Annotated in this window: 22 protein-coding genes; 18 read left to right on the top strand and 4 right to left on the bottom strand. The window is 64.9% G+C overall.

All coding sequences use genetic code 11. The features are described 5' to 3' along the window. The first annotated feature begins 144 nt into the window (after positions 1-144). The 4 genes from ligA to QQM37_RS08770 are packed head-to-tail and all read left to right on the top strand — an operon-like array spanning position 145 to position 5,238. Positions 145-2,466, top strand: a complete 2,322-nt coding sequence (gene ligA, locus QQM37_RS08785; protein WP_285726594.1) for an NAD-dependent DNA ligase LigA — start codon at positions 145-147, stop codon at positions 2,464-2,466. Beyond that, positions 2,459-3,307, top strand: a complete 849-nt coding sequence (locus tag QQM37_RS08780) for an inositol monophosphatase family protein (protein WP_285726593.1) — start codon at positions 2,459-2,461, stop codon at positions 3,305-3,307. The genes ligA and QQM37_RS08780 overlap by 8 nt, the downstream gene beginning before the upstream one ends. Beyond that, positions 3,304-4,476 (top strand): AAA family ATPase, encoded by a 1,173-nt coding sequence (locus QQM37_RS08775; RefSeq protein WP_285726590.1) that lies wholly within the window; start codon positions 3,304-3,306, stop codon positions 4,474-4,476. Before QQM37_RS08780 ends, QQM37_RS08775 begins: the two co-directional genes overlap by 4 nt. 48 nt (positions 4,477-4,524) lie before the next feature. Continuing rightward, positions 4,525-5,238: an alpha/beta hydrolase gene (locus QQM37_RS08770; RefSeq protein ID WP_420030143.1), complete on the top strand. Its 714-nt coding sequence runs from the start codon at positions 4,525-4,527 to the stop codon at positions 5,236-5,238. 66 nt (positions 5,239-5,304) lie between these two features. Here QQM37_RS08770 and QQM37_RS08765 read toward each other — a convergent pair whose 3' ends face one another. Beyond that, positions 5,305-5,529: an RNA-binding S4 domain-containing protein gene (locus QQM37_RS08765; protein ID WP_285726587.1), complete on the bottom strand. Its 225-nt coding sequence runs from the start codon at positions 5,527-5,529 to the stop codon at positions 5,305-5,307. Positions 5,530-5,581: 52 nt separating this feature from the next. Here QQM37_RS08765 and QQM37_RS08760 point away from each other — a divergent pair, with 52 nt between their 5' ends. The 6 genes from QQM37_RS08760 (at position 5,582) to QQM37_RS08735 (ending at position 11,009) form a co-directional block, all read left to right on the top strand. Next, complete coding sequence (locus QQM37_RS08760) at positions 5,582-6,643, top strand: lactonase family protein (RefSeq protein ID WP_285726586.1); 1,062 nt, start codon at positions 5,582-5,584, stop codon at positions 6,641-6,643. Positions 6,644-6,747: 104 nt separating this feature from the next. Then, a complete protein-coding gene (locus tag QQM37_RS08755; RefSeq protein ID WP_285726585.1) occupies positions 6,748-8,133 on the top strand; it encodes a glycine--tRNA ligase in 1,386 nt (461 codons plus the stop codon). Next, the gene (locus tag QQM37_RS08750) at positions 8,133-9,152 is read left to right on the top strand and encodes a GNAT family protein (RefSeq protein ID WP_285726584.1); all 1,020 of its coding nucleotides are present in this window, start codon (positions 8,133-8,135) and stop codon (positions 9,150-9,152) included. The genes QQM37_RS08755 and QQM37_RS08750 overlap by 1 nt, the downstream gene beginning before the upstream one ends. 3 nt (positions 9,153-9,155) lie before the next feature. Continuing rightward, entirely contained in the window at positions 9,156-9,557 is a 402-nt protein-coding gene (locus tag QQM37_RS08745; RefSeq protein WP_285726583.1) for a MerR family transcriptional regulator, read from the top strand. A gap of 53 nt (positions 9,558-9,610) precedes the next feature. Continuing rightward, positions 9,611-10,606, top strand: coding sequence for an aldo/keto reductase (locus tag QQM37_RS08740; protein WP_285726582.1), 996 nt, complete (start codon positions 9,611-9,613; stop codon positions 10,604-10,606). 196 nt (positions 10,607-10,802) lie between these two features. Further along, positions 10,803-11,009, top strand: coding sequence for a CsbD family protein (locus QQM37_RS08735; protein WP_285726581.1), 207 nt, complete (start codon positions 10,803-10,805; stop codon positions 11,007-11,009). Positions 11,010-11,112: 103 nt separating this feature from the next. Here the strand turns inward: QQM37_RS08735 and QQM37_RS08730 are convergent, their stop codons facing one another. Further along, positions 11,113-11,760, bottom strand: coding sequence for an NADPH-dependent F420 reductase (locus tag QQM37_RS08730; protein WP_285726580.1), 648 nt, complete (start codon positions 11,758-11,760; stop codon positions 11,113-11,115). A 136-nt stretch (positions 11,761-11,896) separates the two neighbouring features. Between QQM37_RS08730 and QQM37_RS08725 the strand changes: the two genes are divergently transcribed. Next, positions 11,897-13,264: a YibE/F family protein gene (locus QQM37_RS08725; RefSeq protein WP_285726578.1), complete on the top strand. Its 1,368-nt coding sequence runs from the start codon at positions 11,897-11,899 to the stop codon at positions 13,262-13,264. A gap of 46 nt (positions 13,265-13,310) precedes the next feature. Here the strand turns inward: QQM37_RS08725 and QQM37_RS08720 are convergent, their stop codons facing one another. Next, complete coding sequence (locus QQM37_RS08720; protein WP_285726576.1) at positions 13,311-14,993, bottom strand: HNH endonuclease signature motif containing protein; 1,683 nt, start codon at positions 14,991-14,993, stop codon at positions 13,311-13,313. Positions 14,994-15,070: 77 nt separating this feature from the next. Beyond that, positions 15,071-15,679, bottom strand: a complete 609-nt coding sequence (locus QQM37_RS08715; protein ID WP_285726574.1) for a GNAT family N-acetyltransferase — start codon at positions 15,677-15,679, stop codon at positions 15,071-15,073. A gap of 141 nt (positions 15,680-15,820) precedes the next feature. On the opposite strand from QQM37_RS08715, the gene QQM37_RS08710 reads away from it, so the two are divergent. The 7 genes from QQM37_RS08710 to dnaG all read left to right on the top strand — a co-directional run bounded on the left by QQM37_RS08710 (position 15,821) and on the right by dnaG (position 24,144). Further along, positions 15,821-16,774: an ABC transporter ATP-binding protein gene (locus QQM37_RS08710; RefSeq protein ID WP_285726572.1), complete on the top strand. Its 954-nt coding sequence runs from the start codon at positions 15,821-15,823 to the stop codon at positions 16,772-16,774. Then, on the top strand, positions 16,771-17,577 hold the full coding sequence (locus QQM37_RS08705; protein ID WP_285726571.1) for an ABC transporter permease: 807 nt from the start codon (positions 16,771-16,773) through the stop codon (positions 17,575-17,577). Before QQM37_RS08710 ends, QQM37_RS08705 begins: the two co-directional genes overlap by 4 nt. 40 nt (positions 17,578-17,617) lie before the next feature. After that, positions 17,618-18,838 carry a sensor histidine kinase gene (locus tag QQM37_RS08700; RefSeq protein ID WP_285726569.1) on the top strand — a complete coding sequence of 407 codons (1,221 nt, stop codon included), beginning with the start codon at positions 17,618-17,620 and terminating at the stop codon, positions 18,836-18,838. A 49-nt stretch (positions 18,839-18,887) separates the two neighbouring features. After that, complete coding sequence (locus tag QQM37_RS08695; RefSeq protein ID WP_285726567.1) at positions 18,888-19,520, top strand: response regulator transcription factor; 633 nt, start codon at positions 18,888-18,890, stop codon at positions 19,518-19,520. Between the two features lie 119 nt (positions 19,521-19,639). Beyond that, a complete protein-coding gene (gene dusB / locus QQM37_RS08690; protein WP_420030148.1) occupies positions 19,640-20,827 on the top strand; it encodes a tRNA dihydrouridine synthase DusB in 1,188 nt (395 codons plus the stop codon). Between the two features lie 7 nt (positions 20,828-20,834). Then, positions 20,835-22,127 (top strand): deoxyguanosinetriphosphate triphosphohydrolase, encoded by a 1,293-nt coding sequence (locus tag QQM37_RS08685; protein WP_285726749.1) that lies wholly within the window; start codon positions 20,835-20,837, stop codon positions 22,125-22,127. 61 nt (positions 22,128-22,188) lie between these two features. After that, on the top strand, positions 22,189-24,144 hold the full coding sequence (gene dnaG, locus QQM37_RS08680) for a DNA primase (protein ID WP_285726566.1): 1,956 nt from the start codon (positions 22,189-22,191) through the stop codon (positions 24,142-24,144). Positions 24,145-24,178 lie beyond the last annotated feature (34 nt).

The following is a 24,178-nucleotide window of genomic DNA, read 5'->3' as shown; positions in this document are numbered from 1 at the left end:
TCAGGGGGCGAATCAGGTTCCTGCGCGAGTCACGCAGCCTGGTTCGCCCCCTGTGGCGTTTAAGAGCACTCCCGGGTGACACAGGTGGCCGGGAGTCCGGGAAAATACGGGAATCTTGTCGGTGGAATGGGGCAAGATGGAACCGTGAGCACACCTCCTTCTTCCACAGATTCTTCGCCGGGGTCTTCTTCGGAGTCCATTGGGGCTATGGAGTCGGCGCTGTCTCAGGACTATCAGGACTACCAGACACTGATGGAGGAGGTCCGCAGGCACCGTGCGGCTTACTACAACCAGGACGCGCCGCTGATCTCTGATGCTGAATTTGACGAGCTCTACCGCAGGCTGGAGGCGCTGGAGGCGCTGCATCCTGAGTGGCTGAGCAATGATTCACCCACTCAGGAAGTCGGTGGCGCGGTATCGACAGCCTTTGCTTCGGTGCGGCATCAGAGCCAGATGTACAGTCTGGAAGACGTCTTTTCCCTGGAAGAGCTGGACGCCTGGCTCCTGAAGGCACAGGCCAACGCTGCGAAATTTGCCCCCGACCGCCCGCTGCGCTGGCTGACCGAACTGAAGATCGACGGCCTCGCCGTGAACCTGCTGTACCGCGATGGCGTTCTGGTCCGGGCGGCGACCCGGGGCGATGGTGTGACCGGGGAGGACGTCACCCACAATGTGCTGACCATTGCGGAGATACCGCGCGTTCTGACAGGTACCGATCTCCCGGCGGAGGTGGAGGTTCGCGGTGAGATTTTCATCGCCTCGCAGGATTTTGAGCAGCTCAACCGGGAGAACATCGAGGCCGGTCGGGCACCTTTTGCCAACCCCCGCAATGCGGCGGCGGGCTCGCTGCGTCAGAAAGACCCGGCCGAAACGGCCAAGCGCAAGCTGAGCATGCTGGTGCATGGGCTTGGTGCGCAGCATGAATTTGCCGCGCAGAGCCAGTCCGAGGCCTATGAACTGCTGGCCTCCTGGGGCCTGCCGACCAGCCCCTATGTGGAGGTGTTGGGGAACGCCGAAGAAATCCTGACCTTCATTGCGCGCTATGGCGAGCGTCGTCATGATCTGCTGCATGAAATTGACGGCATTGTGGTGAAAATCGATGACTTCGCCACTCAGGCTGCGCTCGGCTTTACATCGCGGGTTCCGCGCTGGGCCGTCGCCTATAAATATCCGCCGGAGGAGGTCAACACCCGGTTACTGGATATTCAGGTGGACGTCGGGCGAACGGGCCGGGTCACCCCGTTCGGCGTGATGGAGCCGGTGCTGGTGGCCGGGTCCACCGTCCGCCGGGCCACCCTGCACAATCAGGAGGTGGTCAAGGCCAAGGGCGTGCTGATCGGTGACGTGGTAGTTCTCCGCAAGGCCGGGGATGTGATTCCGGAGATCGTAGGCCCGGTGGTGGCACTCCGCGAAGGTCGGGAGGTGGAATTGCGCGAATTCGTGATGCCGTCGCGGTGCCCCTCCTGCGGCACCCTGCTGGCCCCTGGCAAGGAAGGCGACGTGGATCTGCGCTGCCCGAATGCGCGTTCCTGCCCGGCTCAGCTACGGCAACGGGTTGCTCATCTGGCGGGCCGCGGAGCGTTCGATGTCGAGGCGCTGGGCGACGAGGGTGCGCTTGCGCTGACCGCTGGGCCCGGGCCGGATCCTGCCACCGTGGGCGGGGAACCGCTGGCCGAGGGTGAAGGGGTCCTGCTGGATGAGGCACGGATTTTTGATCTGGCGGACGAGGTGACCGGTGCCGACCTCCGTGCCCGGCTGGCCGAGGTCCAGGTGTGGCGGGAGAACCGCAGCAAAGACCCGGTGACCGGAAAACTGGTCAAGAACGGCACGTGGAGTCTGGTCCCGTACTTCTGGAGCAAGGGGACGCCCAGGAAACCTTCGGAACCCAGCGCAAACACCAGAAAACTGTTCCTGGAACTGGAAAAAGCCAAGGCTCAGCCGTTGTGGCGCGTCCTGGTGGCGTTGTCGATCCGGCATGTCGGCCCCACCGCATCGCGGGCGCTGGCCACGGCCTTCGGCTCGATGGATGCCATCCGGGCTGCCTCCGAGGAAGAGCTCGCCCAGGTGGACGGAGTGGGCTCAACCATCGCGGTCGCGGTCAAGGAATGGTTTGCCGAGGATTGGCATCAGGAGATTGTGGCTTGCTGGGCCGCAGCAGGGGTGCGGATGGCTGATGAGCGGGATGCCAGCATGCCACGCACCCTGGAAGGCCTCACCGTGGTGGTGACCGGCTCGCTGAGCCGGTTCAGCCGGGATTCCGCCAAAGAGGCGATCATCAGCCGTGGCGGCAAGGCTGCTGGATCGGTGTCCAAGAACACCGACTTTGTGGTGGCTGGTGAGAACGCCGGCACTAAGCTGGACAAGGCCGCTCAGCTGGGAATTCCCGTGCTGGATGAGGACGGCTTCGAGACACTACTGGCCACTGGACCATTGCGAGGACCACTTGACGGATCATCCGATGACTGAACAGTCCCAGTCCCCGGCAGAGCTGCTCGGCAATTTACTCGACCTGGCGCTGAAGGCCGCTGCCGCGGGTGCCGAGGTATTGGCCGGGCGGGATCCCGAAGTCTTTTCCGCCAGCATGAAGAGCGGTGCCGCCGACTGGGTCACCGAATTCGATCTGGCAGCCGAGCGGGCCGTTCGCGAGACGATTCATCAGGCGCGCCCCTCAGACGCGATCACCGGCGAGGAACTCGCCCCCAGCACGTCCGCCGATGCTTCCGGTTACCGCTGGTCGGTGGATCCGCTGGACGGCACCATGAACTTCATCCGCAATATTGCCTACTATGGGACCTCCGTGGCGGTGGCCGGGCCGGACGGGCAGTGGCTGGCCGGTGTGGTGGCGGCACCCGCGCTGGGCAGAACCTACTTTGCCAGCCGAGGCGGCGGAGCCTGGATTCAGGAACGCGCCGCGGATGGATCACTGCGGGTCCGTGCGCTGGACGGCCCGCGGCAACAACGCACCGGGAAGCTGCTTGCCACCGGTATCACCTACGAACCGGCCATCCAGCGTCGTCTGATCGCCGAGCTGGAGGGCCGGATGCAGGACTTTGGCGATTTCCGCCGCCTGGGTTCCGCGGCACTGGAGCTATGCGCGGTGGCTGATGGCGGCATCGACGGCTACCTGGAATACGGGCTGTACGAACATGACTTTGCAGCCGGTGCGCTGATCGCTGAGGAGGCCGGCGCCTGGGTTCACCGCCCGGTGCTGAGCTCCGCGCTGGAGGGACTGCCACCGCGGGAGGACGTCCTGGCCGCCTGGACGGCAGCCTCGGTTCCCGCTCTGGCTGGCGTGTATACGCCGTGATCACCGCCATCGCCGTCCATGGGTTCCGCTCGATTCGCGAGCTGGTCCTTGACCTGCACGGTCTGGATGTGGTGACCGGGGCGAATGGCAGCGGTAAATCCAATCTGTACCGGGCGCTGCGGCTGCTCGCCGAGTGTTCGGACGGCTCGATCATCGGCTCGCTGGCACATCAGGGCGGCCTGTCCTCGGTGTTGTGGGCTGGTCCGGAGAAGCTCAGTTCCTCAATGCGCCGCGGTGAGGCTCCGGTGCAGGGGACGATGCGCAGGGAATCGATCAGTCTACGGCTCGGCTTTGCCTCGGACGACTTCGGGTATCTTCTGGATCTGGGTCTGCCGCAGCCCGCGGGTAAATCCCTACCAACCATGTTCTGCCGGGATCCTCAGATCAAACGGGAACAGGTTTTTGTCGGAGCGGCGGCACGTGGTGGAGCCGTTCTGGTGGACCGTCAGGGGGCGCTGGCCCGCGCCCGGGATGGCGGCGACTGGCTGGAGTTGAGCCGGAATCTGCTTCCCTCGGAGTCGATGCTTCACGAAGTGGCAGACGGACTGAGGGCACCCGAGCTGTACCGGGTGCGTCAGATGATGCGCTCCTGGCGGTTTTACGATGGCTTCCGCACCGATGAACTCGCGGCAGCCCGCTGGCCTCAGGTGGGCACCCGCAGCCCTGTTCTGAACCACGACGGCGCCAACCTCGCCGCCGCCTGGCAGACTGCGGTGGAGGCTGGCTCGGGTGCTGCGTTGGAGGCCGCCATCGACCGTGCCTTCCCGGGGTCCTCGGTGGTGATCGAGGCCCGGGAGGGTCAGTTCCAGACCACTCTGCGCCAGCCCGGCATGCTGCGTGCGCTCAGCGCCGCGGAACTCTCCGACGGAACCCTCCGCTACCTGCTGCTGTGTGCTGCGCTGCTGACCCCGCGACCGCCCGAGCTGATGGTGCTCAATGAACCGGAGACCAGCCTGCATGCGGATCTGCTGCCCGCAGTTGCGGAGTTGATCGTTGAGGCTGCGCGCCACTGTCAGCTGCTGGTGGTGACTCATTCGGAGCAGCTGCGGGCGCTGCTGGCCCGTCATCCCGAGGTCCACCAGCACGAACTGGTCAAGGAACTGGGGGAGACCAGGATCCTCGGTCTGGGGCTGTTGGACGCGCCGGCCTGGACATGGCCATCCCGCTGAGCTGCACCGCTGATCCGCGAACGCGCTGATCAGCGAAGGCCTTGACCCATGAACGCCGGTGAACAATGGCAGACTGGACGGGTGAGTATTGAGGTCATCTGGTCCCGTCCCGAGAATGAGCGTGCTGGAACGCCGCTCCTGGTCCTGTTGCACGGCTACGGCGCCGATGAGCGGGATCTGTTCAGTCTGAGCGAGCAGTTGCCTCCGGATCTGACCGTTGCCTCAGTCCGGGGATCATTGCAGGCCGGCCCAGGTTACGCCTGGTTTCCGCTGGCGGGGGACGCGGAAGGGAACCTCAGCTTCGAGGTGCAGGAGGTTGAAGCCGCCACCGCAGCCCTTGCGGAGTGGCTCGATGGTGTACGTGAGGCCCATACCGGCGTCGGTGTTCTGGGCTTTTCCCAGGGGATGGCGATGGCGACCTCGCTGGCCCGGCATCGTCCGGGGCAGATCGACACCGTCGTGGGACTCTCCGGTTTTGTGGTCGATCCCGGTTTGGCTGATCCAGCTACGGCTGAGCGTTCTGCTGCAGAGTTCTTCCATGACGAAGAGTTCAGCAAAGACCGGGTTCCGGTCTTCTGGGGTCGGGATCAGGCCGATCCGCTGGTTCCCGCCGCGGCCGTCGAATACACCCATGGCTGGCTGACCCGGCATGCGGTGCTGACCAAAGTGCTGTACTCGGGCATGTGGCACGGAATCAGCGCGGCGGAGATCAAGCACGTTGCGGAATTCCTCCAGGCAACCCTGCTGGCCCCGGTGAAGTAGCCTTCGCACAACGGGCGGAACGCCCATCGCCTCTGCCTACTAAGGACCTCTGCTTACTGAGCACGGTCAGGCCGAGGCATCTACCAGTCGCACCGAGCGGCCGTTGACGCTCACCAGAGCGCCGGCCCGTAACTGGGCTCCGCGGCGGGTCTCGATCTGCCCGTCCACGCTGACCAGACCGTTCTCAATGAACTCCTTGGCCTGGACGCCGTCCTCCGCGAGGCTCGCCAGTTTGAGTAGCTGTCCCAAGCGGATGGAACCATCCCGGATTTCGCATTCTTCAGTCGCCATCTGACCATCATCCCGCATTCTGAACCCCGGATGCCGCACTAGGCTTGAGGCCATGGAGCTACTAGTTGGGTCGTATACCACCGGCGGGAACCACGGAGCAGGACTGAGTGCGATTCCGCTGGATGCTCAGGGCCTGCTGGGCGAGGCGCAGCTTCTGACTGCCGTGGAGGATCCGTCCTTTCTGCTGGCTGAGGGTGGCCGTGCTCTTGCCGTGCTGGAGGGCGCGGAAGGCAGGCTGATCAGCTTCAACCGCAACGATCCTGCCGCCACCTTGCGGGAGTCGCCCGTTCTGGGGGCTGCCCCCTGTCATCTGGCCTTGCTGCCGGATGACAGGGTGCTGGTGGCGAACTACGAATCCGGAACCGTCTCCCTGGTCAGTGCCGACCTTGAGGTTCTGGATACCCTGCAGCTTCACGGCTCCGGTCCGGTGCCGGAACGTCAGGAAGGCCCGCACGCGCATCAGGTGGTTCTCACCGCTCATGGAACCTTCCTGGTCAGCGATCTGGGCGCGGATCTGATCCTGGAAGTAGTGGTGGACTGCGACGCACTGCGGATCGTGAACTCCTCCGCACTCCCGGCCGGGTCCGGTCCGCGCCATATGGCGCTGCGCCGCTCCGCGGGGGTCGAGGAGCTACTGGTAGTGGGCGAGTTGGATGGTCGGTTGCACCTGCTGCGGCGGCATCTGCCGGATGTACCCCAGCAGCCAGATACCCCCCAGCAGTATGGGCAAGCCAGCCTCTGGGAATACGCAGGTGGCGTTTCCGTCGCCACCACCGAGGGTGATGGCTTCTGCGCCCACCTTGCACTGCGTCAGGACAGCATGCACGGAGATCGTGCCTATGTCAGCGTGCGCGGCCAGGACCAACTGAGTGTTTTTGCGCTCGGTGAGCCGCAGGTCTCAGGGTCGGAAGGGCTCCCACAGCTGGTCCAGGAGGTCGCCACCGGTGGCTCCTGGCCGCGGCACTTCGCCTTGGGTGGTGGGGTTCTTTACGTGGCGAACCAGTTCACCGACTCGATTGTGGTCTTTGCCCTCACTGCGGAGGGACTGCTGGGCGCCCGGCTGCAAGAAGTGCAGATCGGCACCCCGGTCTGTCTGGTGCTCAACGAGTCCTGAGCACGATGACGGAGGTGTCAGGCCGCGCGGCCCGGTAGGCTTGCGATGTACCTTGTCCGGTCCGCATCCAGCCGACCACCGTGAACCACCAGGAGTTGTGCCCTATGGCCGCTAAATCTGCTCTCGATCCGATCATCTCGCTCGCCAAACGCCGGGGATTCGTTTTCCAGGCCGGTGAGATCTATGGCGGTTCGCGTTCAGCCTGGGATTACGGGCCACTCGGCGTGGAGCTCAAGGAGAACATCAAGAAGCAGTGGTGGCAGACCTTCGTTCGCGGACGCGACGACATGGTGGGCCTCGACTCCTCGGTGATCCTGCCGCGCCAGACCTGGGTCGCTTCCGGCCACGTGGAAACCTTCACCGATCCGCTGGTGGAGTCCCTGCACACGCACAAGCGTTACCGAGCCGATCATCTGATCGAGGCCTACACCGCCAAGCACGGACACTCCCCGGAGAACGGCCTGGCCGATATCAAGGACCCGGAGACCGGCCAGCCGGGTGCCTGGACCGAACCGCAGCTCTTCTCCGGCCTGATGAAAACCTTCCTGGGTCCGGTGGATAACGAAGAAGGGCTGCACTACCTGCGCCCGGAAACCGCGCAGGGCATCTTCGTGAACTTCAACAATGTGGTCACCACCTCGCGGAAGAAGCCACCGTTCGGCATCGGCCAGATCGGTAAGGCCTTCCGCAACGAAATCACCCCCGGCAACTTCATCTTCCGGACCCGCGAATTCGAACAGATGGAAATCGAGTTCTTCACCGCGCCGGCCGAGGCTGACGAGTGGTTCAAGCACTGGGTGGAGTCCTGCTGGGACTGGTTTGTGGACCTCGGCATCAACCCGGAGAACATGCGCCGCTTCGACGTCCCCGCTGAGGACCGCGCGCACTACTCGGCTGGCACCATCGACGTCGAGTACCGCTTCGGCTTCCAGGGCTCTGAATGGGGCGAGCTGATGGGCATCGCCAACCGGACCGACTTCGACCTGGGTTCGCATTCGCGGGCCTCCGGGACCGAGCTGAGCTACTTCAACCAGGCCACCGGCGAGCGGTACACCCCGTACGTCATCGAGCCGTCCTTTGGCCTGACCCGCTCCATGATGGCCTTCCTGGTGGACGCCTACACCGAGGATGAAGCCCCTAACACCAAGGGTGGCGTGGACAAGCGCACCGTGCTCAAGCTTGATCCGCGCCTGGCACCGATCAAGGCCGCGGTTCTCCCGCTGTCCCGGAACGAGGATCTGTCGCCCAAGGCGCGCGATCTGGCCGCCGAGCTGCGCAAATCCTGGAACATCGACTTCGACGACGCCGGCGCCATCGGCCGCCGCTACCGCCGCCAGGACGAGGTCGGCACCCCGTTCTGCATCACGGTGGACTTCGACACCCTGGAGGATCAGGCCGTGACGATTCGTGAGCGCGACTCGATGAGCCAGGAACGCGTCGGGCTGGACAAGGTGCGCAGCTACCTGGGCGAGCGGTTGGCAGGGGCATAATGTCGTACGAATTCCGCTCCTGGCAGGCGGGTGATGAGGACGAACTGCTCCAGATCTGGGGTGACCCGGAAGGCGAACAGAACGGCTGGTACCGCCAGACGCTCACCCCGGACCGCGATGGCGGGGTCGACGAACTGGGCCGTCGTGTGCCGTGGAAGCGGACCATGGTGGCCGTGGATCAGGGCATTCCGGTGGCCGCCGGAGTGGTCATGGAGCAGCAACTGCACAGCTCCCTGCTGGCTGCCTATGTGGAGGTTGCCCGGGACCACCGACGTCAGGGCCTGGGGACCGATTTGCTGGAAGCCCTGCGCCGCGCCGCGGCTGAGTCGGCACCTCAAGGAGCCAGCGGAGAGCCGCTGACCTTCAGTGTGAAGGTCGATGCCGGAACCACCGGTGAGGCCTTTGCTCGCGCCCGCGGCATGCGGGTGGTGCAGAACTCCCGGGTGGTTCTGGTGGAGGCCGGAGCGCTCGCCCTGCCGCGCTTTCCGCGTGCCGAAGGCCAGGCCGATGAGGATGCCGGCTCCGAGCTGGTCCAGGACCTGGCCACCGGCTCGGTGGAGCTGACCGACCTGGTGGGGCACTGGTATGAGGCAAGCCATCAGGACTGGAGCCCCACCGGCACGCTCACGCCCGGAGCCACCCAGCGGTACTTTCTGGCCGATGCCACGGGTGCGCAGGGCGCCATCGTGCTGCGCGGTGCACCGGAGAGCGCCTTCGGTAACACCGTACGCGCCACGAAGCGGGGGCGCATCCGCGCCTTTGCGGTCAGCTATGGCACCTATCCGGGCGCGGCTGCGTTGGAGGATCCGGCAGCCGAGGTGTTGCTGGGCTGGGAGCCATCGCTGAGCCGCGATGACTCCGTGGCTGCCGTCCGCGATCTGCTGGCCCTGGTGGCTTACCAGCACCCGGTGGTGCTGGAGGTGGAGGACTCGCTGGTGGCGCTGGACGCCGTCGTCGACCCTTTGATCGCTGCCGGGACCGCTCGGGTGCTGCGAGCCACCCAGGTGCTGGTGGGTTGAGCGGTGACCTTCACGATCGCCCAGGTGGCCGAGCAGACCGGGCTCAGCCAGCACACGCTGCGCTACTACGAGCGTGACGGCCTGATGCCGGGTGCGGTGGCTCGTTCCTCCTCGGGGCATCGCCAGTACACCGAGGCTGATCTGCGGATGATCATCCTGATTTCTCGGCTGCGGAGTACGGGCATGCACATCCGGGATATCCGGAGGTACGCGGAGTTGCTGCGGCAGGGGCCCGGCAACGAGGGGGAACGTCTGGAGATCCTGCGGGTACATCGGGATCAGGTGCTGAAGCAGCTGGCCGATATGACGGAGAACCTCCGTGCGGTCGAGGACAAGATCGGTGTGTACGAGGAGGCTCAGGCGACAGCTGCGCAGCTTACGGAGCCGCTGAAACTGGTGGTCTGAGCTGCTCCGCAGCCACTTGACTTAGAGCGCACTCTAAGAGGTTGGCTGTACTCATGACTGAGAACACACGCACTCTTGGCACTGCCTCCCCACTCCAGGTCTCCAGTCTGGGCCTCGGCTGTATGGGTATGTCCGAGTTTTACGGACCAGCCGATGAAACCAACGGCCTTGACACCATCCATCGCGCCCTGGACCTGGGCATCACCTTCCTGGACACCGCAGATATGTATGGGCCGTTCACCAATGAGCGTTTGGTGGGCCGGGCCATTGCAGGCCGTCGGGACGAGGTGCAGCTGGCCACTAAATTCGGCATTGTGCGCGGCGAGGGTGGTGAACGTCTGGGCGTCAACGGCAGCCCCGATTACATCCGCCAGGCCTGCGATGCCTCCCTGCAGCGCCTCGGAGTGGACCACATCGACCTGTACTACCAGCACCGGGTGGACCCGAATGTTCCGATTGAGGACACGGTAGGTGCCATGGCGGAACTCGTCACGGCAGGCAAAGTGCGCCATCTTGGCCTGTCTGAGGCCTCAGCGGACACGATTCGCCGTGCTCACGCCGTTCATCCGATCACCGCTGTGGAAACCGAGTATTCGTTGTTCAGCCGCGATGTCGAGAACTCGGTGTTGCCTGCCTTGCGTGAGCTGGGCATCGGCCTGGTCCCGTACTCTCCCTTGGGGCGGGGCATCCTCACCGGGAGGTTGACTGCAGAGTCGCTGGCGGACACGGCAGACGCGCGCAACACCCCCTATTTTCCACGCTTTCAGGGTGATGCGCTCGAGGCGAACTTGCGTCTGGTGGAGGGTGTGAAGGTTCTTGCCGCCCAGAAAGGAGTGACCGCAGGCCAGATCGCCCTGGCCTGGGTGCTGGCACAGGGAACGGACGTGGTGCCCATTCCGGGAACCCGGAGGATCGCCTATCTGGAGGAGAATGCCGCTGCGCGGGAGATCCAGCTCAGCCTGAGCGAGGTCGAAGCGCTTTCGGCAGCGGTTCCGCCGGAGGCCGTGGTGGGCAGCCGTTATGGAGACATGAGCAGCATCGACGGCTGAGTCACGGGTGCCGACGACTCGGCATGACGGAGTATTAAGCGGCCAGCGGAATATCCGTCCATTTGCTTGAATGACCTCTCCAACAAGGACGAACATGGGGGAAGCGCAACCCCGCGCGGCGGCTTCTGGCGCACCAGCCAGTAAGCGGCTCCAGCAATCGAGACAGGGCCACGAGCCCCAGGACGAGGAGGACAGCATGGGTATCAGCGACAAGATCGAAAATAAGGCTGAGGAGCTTGGTGGCAAGGCCAAGGAAGTAGCAGGTCAGGCCACCGACGACCAGCAGCTTGAGGCAGAAGGCAAGGCCGATCAGGTTTCTGCCGGTCTCAAGCAGGCCGGTGAAAAAGTGAAGGATGCTGCGGAACACGTTGTGGACAGCGTCAAGGACGTGTTCAAGAAGTAGCAGTCAGCTCACCAGCTCACAGCACAGAAGGGGCGTCGCCAGGGTTTCCTGGTGACGCCCCTTCTGTTTTCAGGCGGGGCAAAGCTCCTGGATAGGCCTCTGTTCAGAGCTCGGCGTACCGCTGAGCTGCGGCCAGGGCTGCACGCAGGCCTCCGACGTCGTAGCGCGCCACGTACGCTGGCGTGTCCCGTTGGTATCGCCAGCCCTCGCTGAGCGGCCCGGCATCCACCACGTCGAAGCCGAAGGAATCGATCAGGGCGGTAACCTCGGCCCGTGCCTGGGCGTCATCGCCGGCCACTGCGAGGGCGCGCCTGCCGGGAGTGCCAGCTGGCAGACCCTGATCCAACAGATCCGCAGCCGCAATGTGGTTGAAGGCCTTCACCACGCGCGACTGCGGGAGATGATCCTGCAGCAGCTCCGCCGTGGTGGTCGTTTCGGCATCGAGCGCGGCGATCTGCCCGTCGCGCTGCGGGTAGTAGTTATTGGTGTCGATCACGATCTTGCCCGCGAGAGGCTCCACCGGGACCTGCTGCCAGTTCTTCAGCGGGATGGTTACCACCACCAGATCGCCAGCTGCCGCTGCACCTTCTGCGGTGGCAGCGCTCGCCTTGGGTCCTAGCTCTGCCACCAACTCGCTGAGCGTCTCCGGCCCCCGGGAATTGCTCAACACGACGTCGTAGCCCTGCGCGATGGCGAGCCGGGCCAGGGCTGAGCCGATGTGTCCACTGCCGATGAATCCTAAAGTTGTCATGTCCATCCCAACGCGCTGAATCCCCAGCTATTCCTCAGGGCAGGCTCGCGTGACGAACCATGACGGTGTGCAGACTCTCCCGTAGTGTCGGTAGCAGGGGAGTACGGCAACAGCTCGCACAGCAGAGGAGACGTCCATGGGTCATTCACATCTGAGCCGCGACGATCTGGTGGACCTTGGGGTGGAGCCGGATGAGGCGGAGCGGGCGGCTGAGCAGGATGGTCCGGAGGGCTCACGACGGCGGGCGGTTTCCCCACAGCGTGCCGAGCGTGAGCGCAGCGCTCGCCGACGTTCCAGCTGGCTGTTGAGCCTAATACTGGTCCCCCTTGGGTTGGTGGCGGTGGTCTTCATGGTCGTTCTGTGGCCGACGGGTCAGCCTGCCACTACGGTGCAGCTCAACAGCCCCTATGCGGCAGCACCGGGAGCAAGCATTGACACCGGCAAGGTGCAGCGTACCGAGCAGCAGGACTGCCCGCAGGCGCCCTCGGGGAGCAAGGGATGCCTGGTGGCGTTGACTACCCCGGACCAGGGCGGAGCGGTGGTTCCTGTGTTGATCAGCCCCGAGATTGCCGCTCAGCCGGGTGTGCATGCGGGGGACTCCATCCGGTACGTCAATCTGTCCAGAATCCCCGGTGCCGGAGGTGTGGCAGGCAACAGCACGGCCGCCAGTGCCAGCTATGTGTTCATGGACTTCGTCCGCGGTGTTCCGATGCTCCTGCTGGCTCTGGTGTATGCGGCCGTGGTGATCGCCGTGGCCCGTTGGAGGGGCCTGCGAGCGCTGGTGGGCCTCGTCGTCGCCTATGCGGTACTGGCGCTCTTCGTGCTGCCGGGACTGGTTGAGGGCAAGCCGGCGTTGGGCCTGGCTCTGGTGGGTTCGGCGGTGATCATGTACGTGGTGCTCTACTTCTCGCACGGAGTCTCCGCCCGGACCTCCACCGCGCTGATCGGAACCCTGTTTGGTCTGGCGATGACGGCCGGAATAGCGGCCTGGGCCACCGGCGCCACCCATCTGACCGGCACGGCGGATCACAACGCCTACCAGTTGCAGACCGTGACTCCGCAGCTGTCGATTTCCGGGATGATCACCTGCGGTCTGATCATCGCCAGCCTCGGTGTGCTCAATGATGTGACCATCACCCAGGCCTCTGCGGTGTGGGAACTCTGGGAGCTGGCGCCCGGGGCGAGTGCCAGGAAACTCTTCGGCTCGGCGATGAGGATTGGCAGGGATCACATCGCCTCCACGGTCTACACGATCGCTTTTGCCTACGCTGGCAGCGCTTTGCCAGCACTGATCCTGGTCTCGCTGTACAAGCTGCCGCTGGCCGAATCGCTGACCAGTGCTGAGCTGGCGGAGGAGATCGTCCGGACCCTGGTCGGTTCGATCGGGCTGGTCCTCGCCATTCCGGTCACGACGGCGGTCGCCGTGTTGGTCGTGAAGGCCAGCGGCGGTCGGGCCGGTGCCGGTCGAGTCGGTGAGGGCACACCGCTGATGACGCACGACTGACATCACCTCGTTGGCGGGGCACCCTGCTGGTGACACGCTGAGTGGTTTAGAGGTGGTGGTAAATGTTGCGGAGGGGGTGCTGTCCGGGGTCGGTCCAGGGTGGTGGGATGAAGTAGGGCCTACCAGAACCACAACCTGAATCTGGACTGGAACCTGAACCTGAACCAGTACCGGGGTTGGGGGTGATGGTCCAGTGGTTTTGGTGGATGAGGTGGTGGTGGCGGGAGCAGAGGAGTGTTCCGTTGCTGATGTCTGTGGGTCCGTTGTGGTGCCAGGGTTGGATGTGGTGGGCTTCGCACCAGGGTGCTGGGATGGTGCAGCCCGGGAAGGTGCAGCCGCGGTCTCGTGCGGTGAGTGCGAGGCGTTGGGTGGGGGTGAAGAGTCTGCGGGTCCGCCCTAGATCCAGTACCTGTCCGTCCTGGCCGAATAACACCGGGGTCAGGTTCCCGTCGCAGAGCAGGTGTTCGACGAGACTCTCCCGGACCGGGCCGGTAAACCCCAGGGATGTACGGGTGCCGGACTGGTCGACAGTCTGCTGTGAAGTGTCTTCCGCCTTGCCCCCGTGCTGCGCGGTGGTTTCACCTTGTGTTTGCTGGTGGTTCATGTGGAGCAGGATCTGGGGTCGATGTCCACCGGTCATCGGGAGTTCGTTGGTTCGTAGCGCTGCTCCGAGGGCGGCGGTGAGTGCGTCCAGGCCTTGCTGGGCACGGCTGCGCCCATCCATCGACACCTCAATCCCGGTCATCCCGCCTGCCCTCGCACCTCTTTCCGTGGTGCTGTTAGCGGGTTCTGTGGTGCGGGGGCCGGTTCCTGCGTTGATGACGGTCAAAAGTGTTTCGGTTTGGTACTGGTCGGCCCAGAGTTCGAATTGGGTCAGTCCTCTCGAGGTGCGTTTACGCCAGATACCTTGCCGTAAACGTAGTTCTGCGTCGTTGGGTTCTTTCCCGTCCTGATTGATGAGGGTTTCCCAGCGTCGGAGGACCTGATGTAGAAACTCTGGCCCATGCTGGGCCATGACTCGGGCGACCGAGTGCTCCATCCGAGCCAACAGCTCAGGCGCTTCCGTGGAGGTTTCCGCTGGTTCCGGTGTCCCGGCCCCGCCCAGGGAATCCATGTCCGAAGAAGCAGTGTTGGATCTGATTTTCACGGCTGCTTCGTCCAGGGCCCGGACGGCTGCGGTGACTTCACGCCGCCCTGCCAGGCCGTCGGCGGCGAGAGCTCCAATCAGCGGGTAGCTGGCGGAAAGTGGTTCCCCGCCGAGGGCGTGTCCCGGGATCAGGGCTGTGGCGAGAGCGAATCGTCGTTTCACCTCGGCCCGGGTGATCCGTAGCCGGTGCGTCAGGACCTCGGCGACCGGGCGGAACTCCGCCACCGGCACTCTGGGGACAGCAGTCGGGAACGCGCCCCAGTCCTGAGGCTCGTCAGCCTGGCTCTCCTCGGGTTCCGCACCCCGGCCACTGGCGTCATCGTCCGCTACGGGCTCATCAGCAAGTTCGCAAACATTGATCAGCCCACGATCCAACGCACCCGCAACCGCCAACTGAGCGAACTCCGCCAACCGGCTCACCTGTTCAATACCGACGGCTGCATCGACCAGGTCCCGGGTGCTGAACCATCCGGGACGTTCCACCAGATCATCGACCAGCCCAGTGAGCAGCACCTGTGCTTCACGCAGACGCTCGCCCAACACCCCCGCCACCGGGATTGGGAAACTGATCAATGCCGCCATACTTCATTCTATCGAACACATATACTATCGACAATAGCGTGATCGAATAAATATTCCCATCGATCAGGGGGGCTCGCCTAACCCAGGGACACCAGAGCGCTCAGCATGGCGGCACTGAGCGGGCGGTCTGCATAGATTCGCCGGGGTGGATCACCATTCGGCGGGGCGCCTGGCGGAAGATCCATCACCCGGCCACCCCGCCACTGCACGTCCAGTCCCACGCGTTCAAGAACGCGGATCGAAGCGGGATTTTTGTCCTGGACCCTACCGATGACGGGCCGTTCCGGGCGGATCGTCGCGGCAGATTCAAGGCCTGCCCGGGCGAGTTCTGTCGCCAGACCATACCCCCATGCCTCGGGGATGAGCCGGTATCCCAGGTTCCAGGCGCCCTGGGCCACCCCGCCGCAGGTGACATCGATACCACCCACACCCACCAGAGTCCCGGCAGACAGTTCGGCCAGAGGCTCCAGCAGACGCGCGGCCCAGGAGCCCGACCCCTGGGAATCCCAGCCCTGCTGCACCATGGCGAGATGACGCCGGCTCAGCCCGGGATCGGTGTACACCTGGTGTGGCGAATGCCGCCAGGTGCGCGGATCAGAATACAAGGCATGAAACTCAGCAAAATCATCGTCGCTGAGCGCCCGGAGACTCAATCGGGCGGTGGTGCGCTGCGGATGCTGGGTCATCGTTCCATTATCTCCGCATGAGATCTCCGCGTGAGCGGTATGACATCTGTCATGCCCGGTGAGTGACAAGGGTGTGGGGTATAGGGCACGAATCCGCGGAAGACTCGTCACCATGAGGGAAACGATCGAGACGAGGACCCCATGAGTGCAACCCTGAACCAGACCATCAAAAACGAGAGCACCGCCCCATCGACGGTGCAGGCGGCCGCAGTGCTGGCCACTGGACTGAAGAAGGCATTCGGGCGGATCCAGGCCGTGAATGGTCTGGACCTCTCGATCCAGCCCGGTGAGGTAGTGGCTTTTCTGGGCCCTAATGGAGCCGGGAAGACTACGACGATTGACATGCTGCTCGGGCTCACCAAGCCGGACGAAGGGACGGTGCAGATCTACGGTAAATCGCCCCGGCACGCCATAGCGCTCGGCCAGGTGTCCGCCGTGATGCAGACCGGCGGTCTGCTCAAAGACCTGACCGTTCGGGAGACGGTGGCCCTGACGGCATCGCTGTTCGCTGCCGCTCGCCCCGTGGATGAATGCCTGGACCGCGCCGGCATCAAGGACATCGGCGACCGCCTGGTGGCCAAGTGCTCCGGCGGGCAGCAGCAGCGCCTCCGCTTTGCCATGGCGCTGGTCTCTGACCCCGGCCTGTTGATCCTGGATGAGCCGACCACCGGCATGGACGTGGAGGGTCGTCGTGATTTCTGGAGCGCCATTCACGCCGATGCACGGCGTGGCCGGACGGTCATCTTCGCCACCCATTACCTGGACGAAGCGGACGCCTACGCCGATCGGATCGTCCTGGTCCGGCACGGCCAGATCGTGGCCGACGGCTCCAGCGCGGAGATCAAGGCGCTGGCGGCGGGACGCACCCTCCGGGCGACCGTGACGGACGTCGACCAGGCTGCACTCGCTGCTCTGCCCGGCGTCGACCTGGTGGAACTGCAGGGCAACAGCCTGCGCGTCCAGGCTCAGGATTCCGATCTGGTGGCCCGCTATCTGCTGACCAACACCGGAGCCCGGGACCTGGAAATCACCTCCCGTAACCTTGAGGATGCGTTCCTCAGCCTGACCGCCGATGCTCCCGAGGAGTCACGATGACCACGATCCCTTCCAGCATTTCTCTGGACCGTAAGGCCGCCCCCTGGGGTGGCTTCAATCTCACCCTGCTGCGGATCGAGCTCGCCCGGCGTCTGCGGAACCGACGTACCCTGATCTTTGCCCTGGTGATGCCGATCGTCATGTTCCTGATCTTCGGTCTTCAGTTCAAGAATGTGGCTCTGACCAGCACCCCCGTGGCCCAGGGTGGCCTGTCTGTGATGAGCTACATCATGATCTCGATGGCGGTGTACGGCTGCATGATCACCTCCACCTCGGCAGGTGGCTCGGTGGCGGTAGAGCGGGCGATGGGCTGGAGCAGGCAGCTGCGACTCACCCCGCTGAGCCCTGCCGCCAACATCGCCACGAAAGTACTCGGCGGGCTGATGCTGGGCCTGATCGCGGTACTGGCGGTCTTCCTCACCGGTTTTGTTGTGGGAGTACGGCTCGATGCGCAGGTCTGGATCGTTTCGGGCCTGGCCGCCCTCGGCGGCTCGCTGGTGTTCACCGCGCTGGGTCTGCTGATGGGCTATCTGATACCGAGTGAGAATGTCATGCAGTTCATGGGGCCATTGGTCGCCTTCCTGGCGTTGTTTGGCGGCCTCTTTGTTCCGCTCAACCAGCTGGGTGACACCTTCGTGCAGATCGGCAAGTGGACGCCGACCTATGGGCTCAGCGAGCTGGCCCACGCGCCTCTGCTGGGCGCCACCGTCGATGGCTGGTCGGTGCTCAACATCCTGGCCTGGCTGCTGATCTTCTCCGCCGGGGCCGCGCTGGCCTTCCGCCGGGACACCCGACGCGTCTGAGACGCGTGGTGTTGTCGGTGGCTATGACTACAGTGTGGCTATGACTGAAGGATCCACGGCCGGCGGCCTGTTCGGCCAGATGCTTGACGTGGACCGGCCGCTGACCTTCCGGGAGCTGCTGACCGGTCCGGGCCCGCGGCGCTGGTATATCGCAGGGGCGCTGTCCCTGCTCTTCTGGGGCCTGACCGCGCTGCCCGGGGCGCTCGCCCAGGGCAACCCGGGGTACGCCCTGAGCTACGGTGCCCTGCTCCTGGTACTCATGGTGACTTTCCTGCTGGTCCCACCGCTGAGCTGGGGGAGGCCGCTGCATCAGAAACTCGTGCTCACCGCCGTGATGATCGTGATTGATGTGGCGCACTGGATCATGATCGGCCCCAGCGGGGCATGGTTTTCCACCTTCCTCACCGTCGGGATCGGGATGCAGCAGTTCTCCCGCCGTCTGGGGACGGTGATGATCCTTGTCACCGCTCTGCTGACCGGCGCCGTTGCGCTGCTGCAGGGTTCGGCCCCGGAGAATGCCCTGGCCGTCGCCGCGGTGGTGGTCTCCGTCGGGCTGATGATGGGTGCCTTCGCTCAGATGGTCAAAGCGATGCGCGCGTTGCGGCTGGCACAGCGACAATTGGCCCTGGCGGCAGTGCAGGAGGAACGCAACCGGCTCTCACGCGATCTGCACGACATCCTCGGCCATTCACTGACGGTGATCACGGTCAAGGCCCAGCTCGCCGGCCGTCTGGTGGACCTCGATGCCGCCCGTGCTCATCAGGAGATCAGCGAGGTGGAGACACTGGCCAGGGAATCGCTGGCGGATATTCGCACCACCGTGGCAGGGTTCAGACCGGTCACCATTCTCAACGAGCTTCCCACGGCGAGGACCGCGCTGCGATCCGTCGGCATCGAGCTGGAACTCACCGGCTCCGCAGAATCGGTGCGGGAAGAGTACCGGGAGCTTGCCGGATGGGCGCTGCGGGAAGCGAGCACCAATATTGTGCGGCACGCGGGGGCGCAGCACGTCCACGTCACACTCAACCCCGGTTTTCTTCAGGTGGACGATGACGGCTGCGGATCTCAGGGCGTCGACAGCCAGGTGAGCGACGGCTTGGCGCATGAACCTCAGCCTCAGGGCATGAGCGCAGGCACGGATGCCGCGGGGCTGCGCGGCATCGGTCTGATCGGTCTGCGTGAGCGTGCCGAGGCAGTTGGGGCTTCGTTGAGCTTGGGCCGCTCCAGCCTGGGCGGCTACCGGGTGCGGGTCCAGTGGTGAGCGCGGGCGTGCTTGCCGAGCACCGGTCGTTGCCTGCGAAGATGGAACTGTGACCGAACCCGCTGCACCTCAGAGAATTTCGATCCTGTTGGCGGATGATCAGGCGCTGGTCCGTGGTGCGCTCGCGGCGCTGCTAGGCCTTGAACCGGACCTCGACGTCGTCGCCCAGGTGGGGCGTGGTGACGAGGTTCTGCAGACTGCGCTGGCGCACCGGCCCCAGATCGCCGTGCTGGATGTGGAGATGCCGGGGATGGACGGCATCGCAGCCGCCGCGCAATTGCGGACTGCCCTGCCCGAATGCCGGGTGCTGATGGTCACCACCTTTGGCCGACCGGGCTATCTGCGCCGGGCTATGCAGGCCGGAGTCAGTGGGTTTGTGGTCAAGGACACGCCCGCGCAGCAGCTCGCCGAGGCCATCCGCAAGGTTCATCAGGGGCTGCGTGTGGTGGATCCGACGTTGGCGGCGGAGACGCTGACTCAGGGCGAAAGCCCGCTGACCGGCCGCGAGACCGAGGTGCTGCGTGCGGCGGCGGCCGGTGGCACCGTTCAGGACGTGGCAGGGGCCCTTTTTCTCTCCGAGGGGACGGTGCGCAATTACCTCTCCAGCGCCATCGGCAAAACCGGGGCCCGGACTCGCGCTGAGGCGGTGCGTCTGGCGGAGGAGAACGGCTGGTTGCTCTGAGCTGCGCTCCATTGGGGGACTGGCCTGCGCTGTTTCGGCGGCCGAGGCGGGGCCGGTTTGCGTGACTTTGCGAGAATGGAACTGTGACTGTTGTGGAAAATTCTCTGGCTGCCCAAGAACTGGCTCCGCGCGAGGCGGAACCGATTGAGTCCGCCCTGCGCCTGGAGCTGCCGCCGTTACGTCTGGGCCGTCACACCGTGCAGACCCCGGTGATCCTGGCACCCATGGCCGGAATCACCAATGCCGCCTTCCGTAGGCTCTGCCGCGAATACGGTGGCGGGCTCTATGTGGCGGAAATGGTCACCTCGCGTGCGCTCGTGGAACGCACTCCGGAGAGTCTTCGGATCATTGCGCACGATGACGATGAGCAGATTCGCTCGGTGCAGCTCTATGGCGTGGAACCAGTCACCGTCGGCCGGGCAGTCCGGATGCTCGTCGAGGAGAATCGTGCGGATCATATTGACCTCAACTTCGGCTGCCCCGTGGCCAAAGTCACCCGGCGCGGCGGCGGCGCGGCGCTGCCCTGGAAGACCGAGCTTTTCGCCAGCATTGTGCGCACCGCCGTACGGGAAGCTGACAAAGGCAACATCCCGCTGACCATCAAAATGCGCAAGGGCATCGATGAGGACCATCTGACCTACCTGGAAGCCGGTCGGATAGCCCGGGATTCCGGCGTTGCCGCCGTAGCGCTGCACGGACGCACCGCCAACCAGTTCTATTCCGGCACGGCCGACTGGTCCGCCATCGCCCGCCTCCGCGAGGCCCTTCCGGATGTTCCGGTGCTGGGCAACGGTGACATCTGGAGCGCCGAGGACGCCATTGCGATGGTGCGCCAGACCGGTGTGGACGGCGTGGTGATCGGCCGCGGCTGCCAGGGGCGGCCCTGGCTGTTCGGTGATCTGCAGGCTGCCTTTGAGGGGCGGAACACCCGGTTCACCCCGGGACTGCGCGAGGTGGCAGAGGCCGTGTACCGGCATGCCGAACTTCTGGTGGACACCTTTGGCGAGGAGGATAAAGCGCTGCGGGACATCCGCAAACACATGGCCTGGTATTTCAAGGGCTATGTGGTGGGCAGTGAGACCCGGACCAGACTCGCCATGGTGAGCAGCCTGTCGATGCTGCGCGAATTGCTCGACGGCCTCAATCCGGAGGCGGGCTATCCCGGGGCTGATGCCGAAGGCCCTCGCGGGCGGGCGGGGACTCCCAAGCGGACGGCGCTGCCGGACGGATGGCTGGCCGACCGTGACCTGAGCGCAGCACAGCGCGCGGTGATCGCGGCAGCGGAGATGGATGTTTCCGGTGGCTGAGCGGATCATGCTGGGGGACTCACGGGGTTCCGTCGAGGTGGCTCCGGAGAGCGCTCCGAGCCCCGGCTACGCCGCATCGGACGCTCAACGCTGGGTGGCTGAGCCGGGCAAGAAGAGCTATCGGACTCCCTTTGAACGGGACCGTGCCCGGGTGCTGCACTCTTCGGCACTGCGCCGACTGGGTGCCAAAACCCAGGTGGTCTCGCCGGGCACCGACGATTTTGTCCGCACCCGGCTGACCCACTCGCTGGAAGTGGCGCAGGTGGGCCGGGAGATCGGCCGTGCCCTGGGCTGCGATCCGGATGTGGTGGACACCGCCTGCCTGGCTCACGATCTGGGTCACCCGCCGTTCGGGCACAATGGTGAGTCTGCGCTCAATGAGCTGGCGGACGGCATCGGCGGCTTTGAAGGCAACGCCCAGACGCTGCGGCTGCTGACCCGGCTGGAACCGAAAGTTCTGGACGCCCAGGGCAACTCCGTGGGCCTGAACCTGAGCCGGGCCAGCCTGGATGCCGCCTCGAAGTATCCGTGGCTCGCGCAGGATGCGCCGATCATCCATGGGCACCGGACCGGCAAGTTCGGCGTCTATGCCGATGACGCCCCGGTCTTCGACTGGCTCCGTCAGGGGGCGCCGGAGGGGCGCAGCTGCATCGAGGCGCAGGTGATGGACCTGGCTGACGACATCTCCTACTCCGTACATGATGTGGAGGACGCGATTGTCGCCGGGCACGTCCGGCTGGATATGCTCGACGACGCCGAGACCCGGGAGCGGGTCATCGGCTACACCCGGCAGTGGTACCTTCCGCATACCGAGGCAGCGGAGGTCGCGGAGGCACTGGCCCGGCTGGAGGCGAGTCAGGTCTGGGTGCGTGGATCCGACGGTTCCAGGGCCTGGATGGCGGCGTTGAAGAACATGACCAGCCAGCTGATTGGCCGGTTCTGCCAGAGCGCTCTGGACATGACGCGGGCCATCTACGGGCCGGATCCACTGACGCGCTATGCCGCAGATGTGGTCGTCCCGCAGGAGACCATCGTGGAGATCGCCGTGATGAAGGGGCTGGCCACCACCTTTGTCATGACGACGGAAAACCGGCAGCCCATCTATCAGCGGCAGGCGGAAATTCTGCATGAGCTGGTGCAGGCGCTGGAACAGACCGGGGAACGGCATCTGGAGCCCATGTTTGCTGCGGACTGGCGGGCCGCTGCCGACGATGCCGGACGGTTGCGCGCCGCGATCGACCAGGTCGCCTCGCTGACCGACGGGTCCGCGCTGAGTCTGCACCACGAACTCACACGCTGAGGCTTGGCTGGCGTTTCCGGCCGCATCTGAGCCTGTCGGCCCGCTGGCCTAGACTGACTGTGTGGCCGGACTGATCAAGCGTGAGGATATCGAGGAACTCCGCGCCCGCACCGATATCAAAGAAGTGGTGGAGGGCTACGTCACCCTCAAAAGCGCCGGCATCGGCTCCTGGAAGGGCCTCTGCCCGTTCCATGATGAGCGCAGCCCGTCCTTCAACGTCCGCCCACAGGTAGGCCAGTACCACTGCTTCGGCTGTGGCGAGGGCGGGGACGTCATCAGCTTCATCCAGAAGGTTGACCACCTTTCCTTTACGGAATCCGTGGAGAAGCTGGCGGCCAGGATCGGGTTCGAACTCCACTATGAGGACGGCGGAACGGGGCCGCGGCGTGAGGAGATCGGCCGCAGGCAGCGTCTGCTGGATGCGCACAAGGTCGCGAGCGAATATTTCGCTGAGCAGCTTTCCAGCGCCGGGGCTGTCACAGGCCGACGATTCCTGGCCGAGCGTGGCTTCGACCGGGCTGCCGCTGAGCATTTCGGGGTCGGTTATGCCCCGCAGGGATGGGATTCTCTGCTCAAACATCTGCGTAGCCGGGGGTTCACCGATCAGGAACTGCAGCTGACCGGGATGTTTTCCACCGGGTCCAGTGGGCAGCGGCTCTTCGACCGGTTCCGTGCACGGCTGATCTGGCCTATCCGCACCATTGCGGGGGAGACTATCGGCTTTGGGGCGCGCAAGCTCTTTGAGGAAGATCAGGGGCCGAAATACCTCAATACTCCGGAGACCACGCTGTACAAGAAATCGCAAGTACTCTACGGCATCGATCTGGCCAAGCGTTCCATCGCCAAAGAGCGGCAGCTCGTCGTGGTGGAGGGGTACACCGACGTGATGGCCTGCCATCTGTCCGGCGTGGAGACTGCGGTGGCGACCTGCGGTACGGCCTTCGGCGCGGATCACGTCAAAATCGCCCGGCGGTTGCTGTCCGATGACGGCAGCGGGGGGCGGGTGATCTTCACTTTCGATGGCGATGCCGCGGGTCAGAATGCCGCGCTCAAGGCCTTCGCTCTGGACCAGCGGTTCGTCGCGCAGACCTTCGTGGCGGTGGAGGCCAGCGGGCAGGATCCGTGTGAACTGCGTCAGAGCGGTGGGCCGGAAGCGGTACGGGCCCTGATCGCCTCGCGGAAGCCCCTGTTCGAGTTCGCCATCCGGTCCGAACTGGGAAAGTTTGATCTGGATACGGTGGAGGGACGAGTCCAGGGCCTGCGCGCTGCCGCTCCGATTGTGGCGCAGATCCGCGACGGTTCAACGCGGGTGGGCTACAGCCAGGAGCTGGCCGGCTGGTTGGGTATCGCCGACCCGGACCAGGTGCTGCGCGCGGTCAATAACGCCGCACGCCATCAGTCTCCGGCATCGTCGTCGGGCTCTTCCTCCCAGGGCTCGAGAGAGCACGGCGCACCGGGGAGCGCCCCCGCGGCCAATGGCAGCCCGCACGACGCTCCGGCTGCAGAAGGTCGATCCGGAGAGGTTCCCAGCGTTGCCCCGGGGTTCAGCGCTCCGGATCCTCGCGATCCGGTGGCTCGGATGGAGCGACTGGGCCTGGAAGCCGTGCTGCAACAGCCCGTTGTGCTCACTGCCGATGACTGGCGGCATTTCTCCGCCGTACAGTTCGTCGTACCGGCCTACCGGGCTGTACACGAGGCCATTCGAGCCGCAGGTGCGGAGCAGGTGGGGTCGGTGCCCTGGTTCCAGGCCGTGCTGGACCACCTCCCCGAGCCGCTACACCCTCTGATGTCTGAATTGGCGGTGGCGCCTCTCCCGGCGCACACCGAGGAGAGTCTGGTGAAGTACTGCCGCTCGATGGTCAGTGGGCTGGTGGAAATGCAGCTGACCCGGGACAAGGCGGAGCGGCTCGGTGCCTTGCAGCGGATGGACCCCTCCACGGACCCCGCGCTGTATCACGCCTTGCAGACGGAATTGCAGGAGTTGGAGCTCCAACGACGGGCGTTGAAAGAGGCCTGAGCGACCTCCAGATTCTCGATTTCACAGGACCGAA

The organism is Psychromicrobium xiongbiense (assembly GCF_030271165.1).
Taxonomy (GTDB): Bacteria; Actinomycetota; Actinomycetes; order Actinomycetales; family Micrococcaceae; genus Renibacterium; species Renibacterium xiongbiense.
Note: the sequence above shows the minus strand (reverse complement) of the source record. Positions and strands in the feature narration are given on the sequence as shown.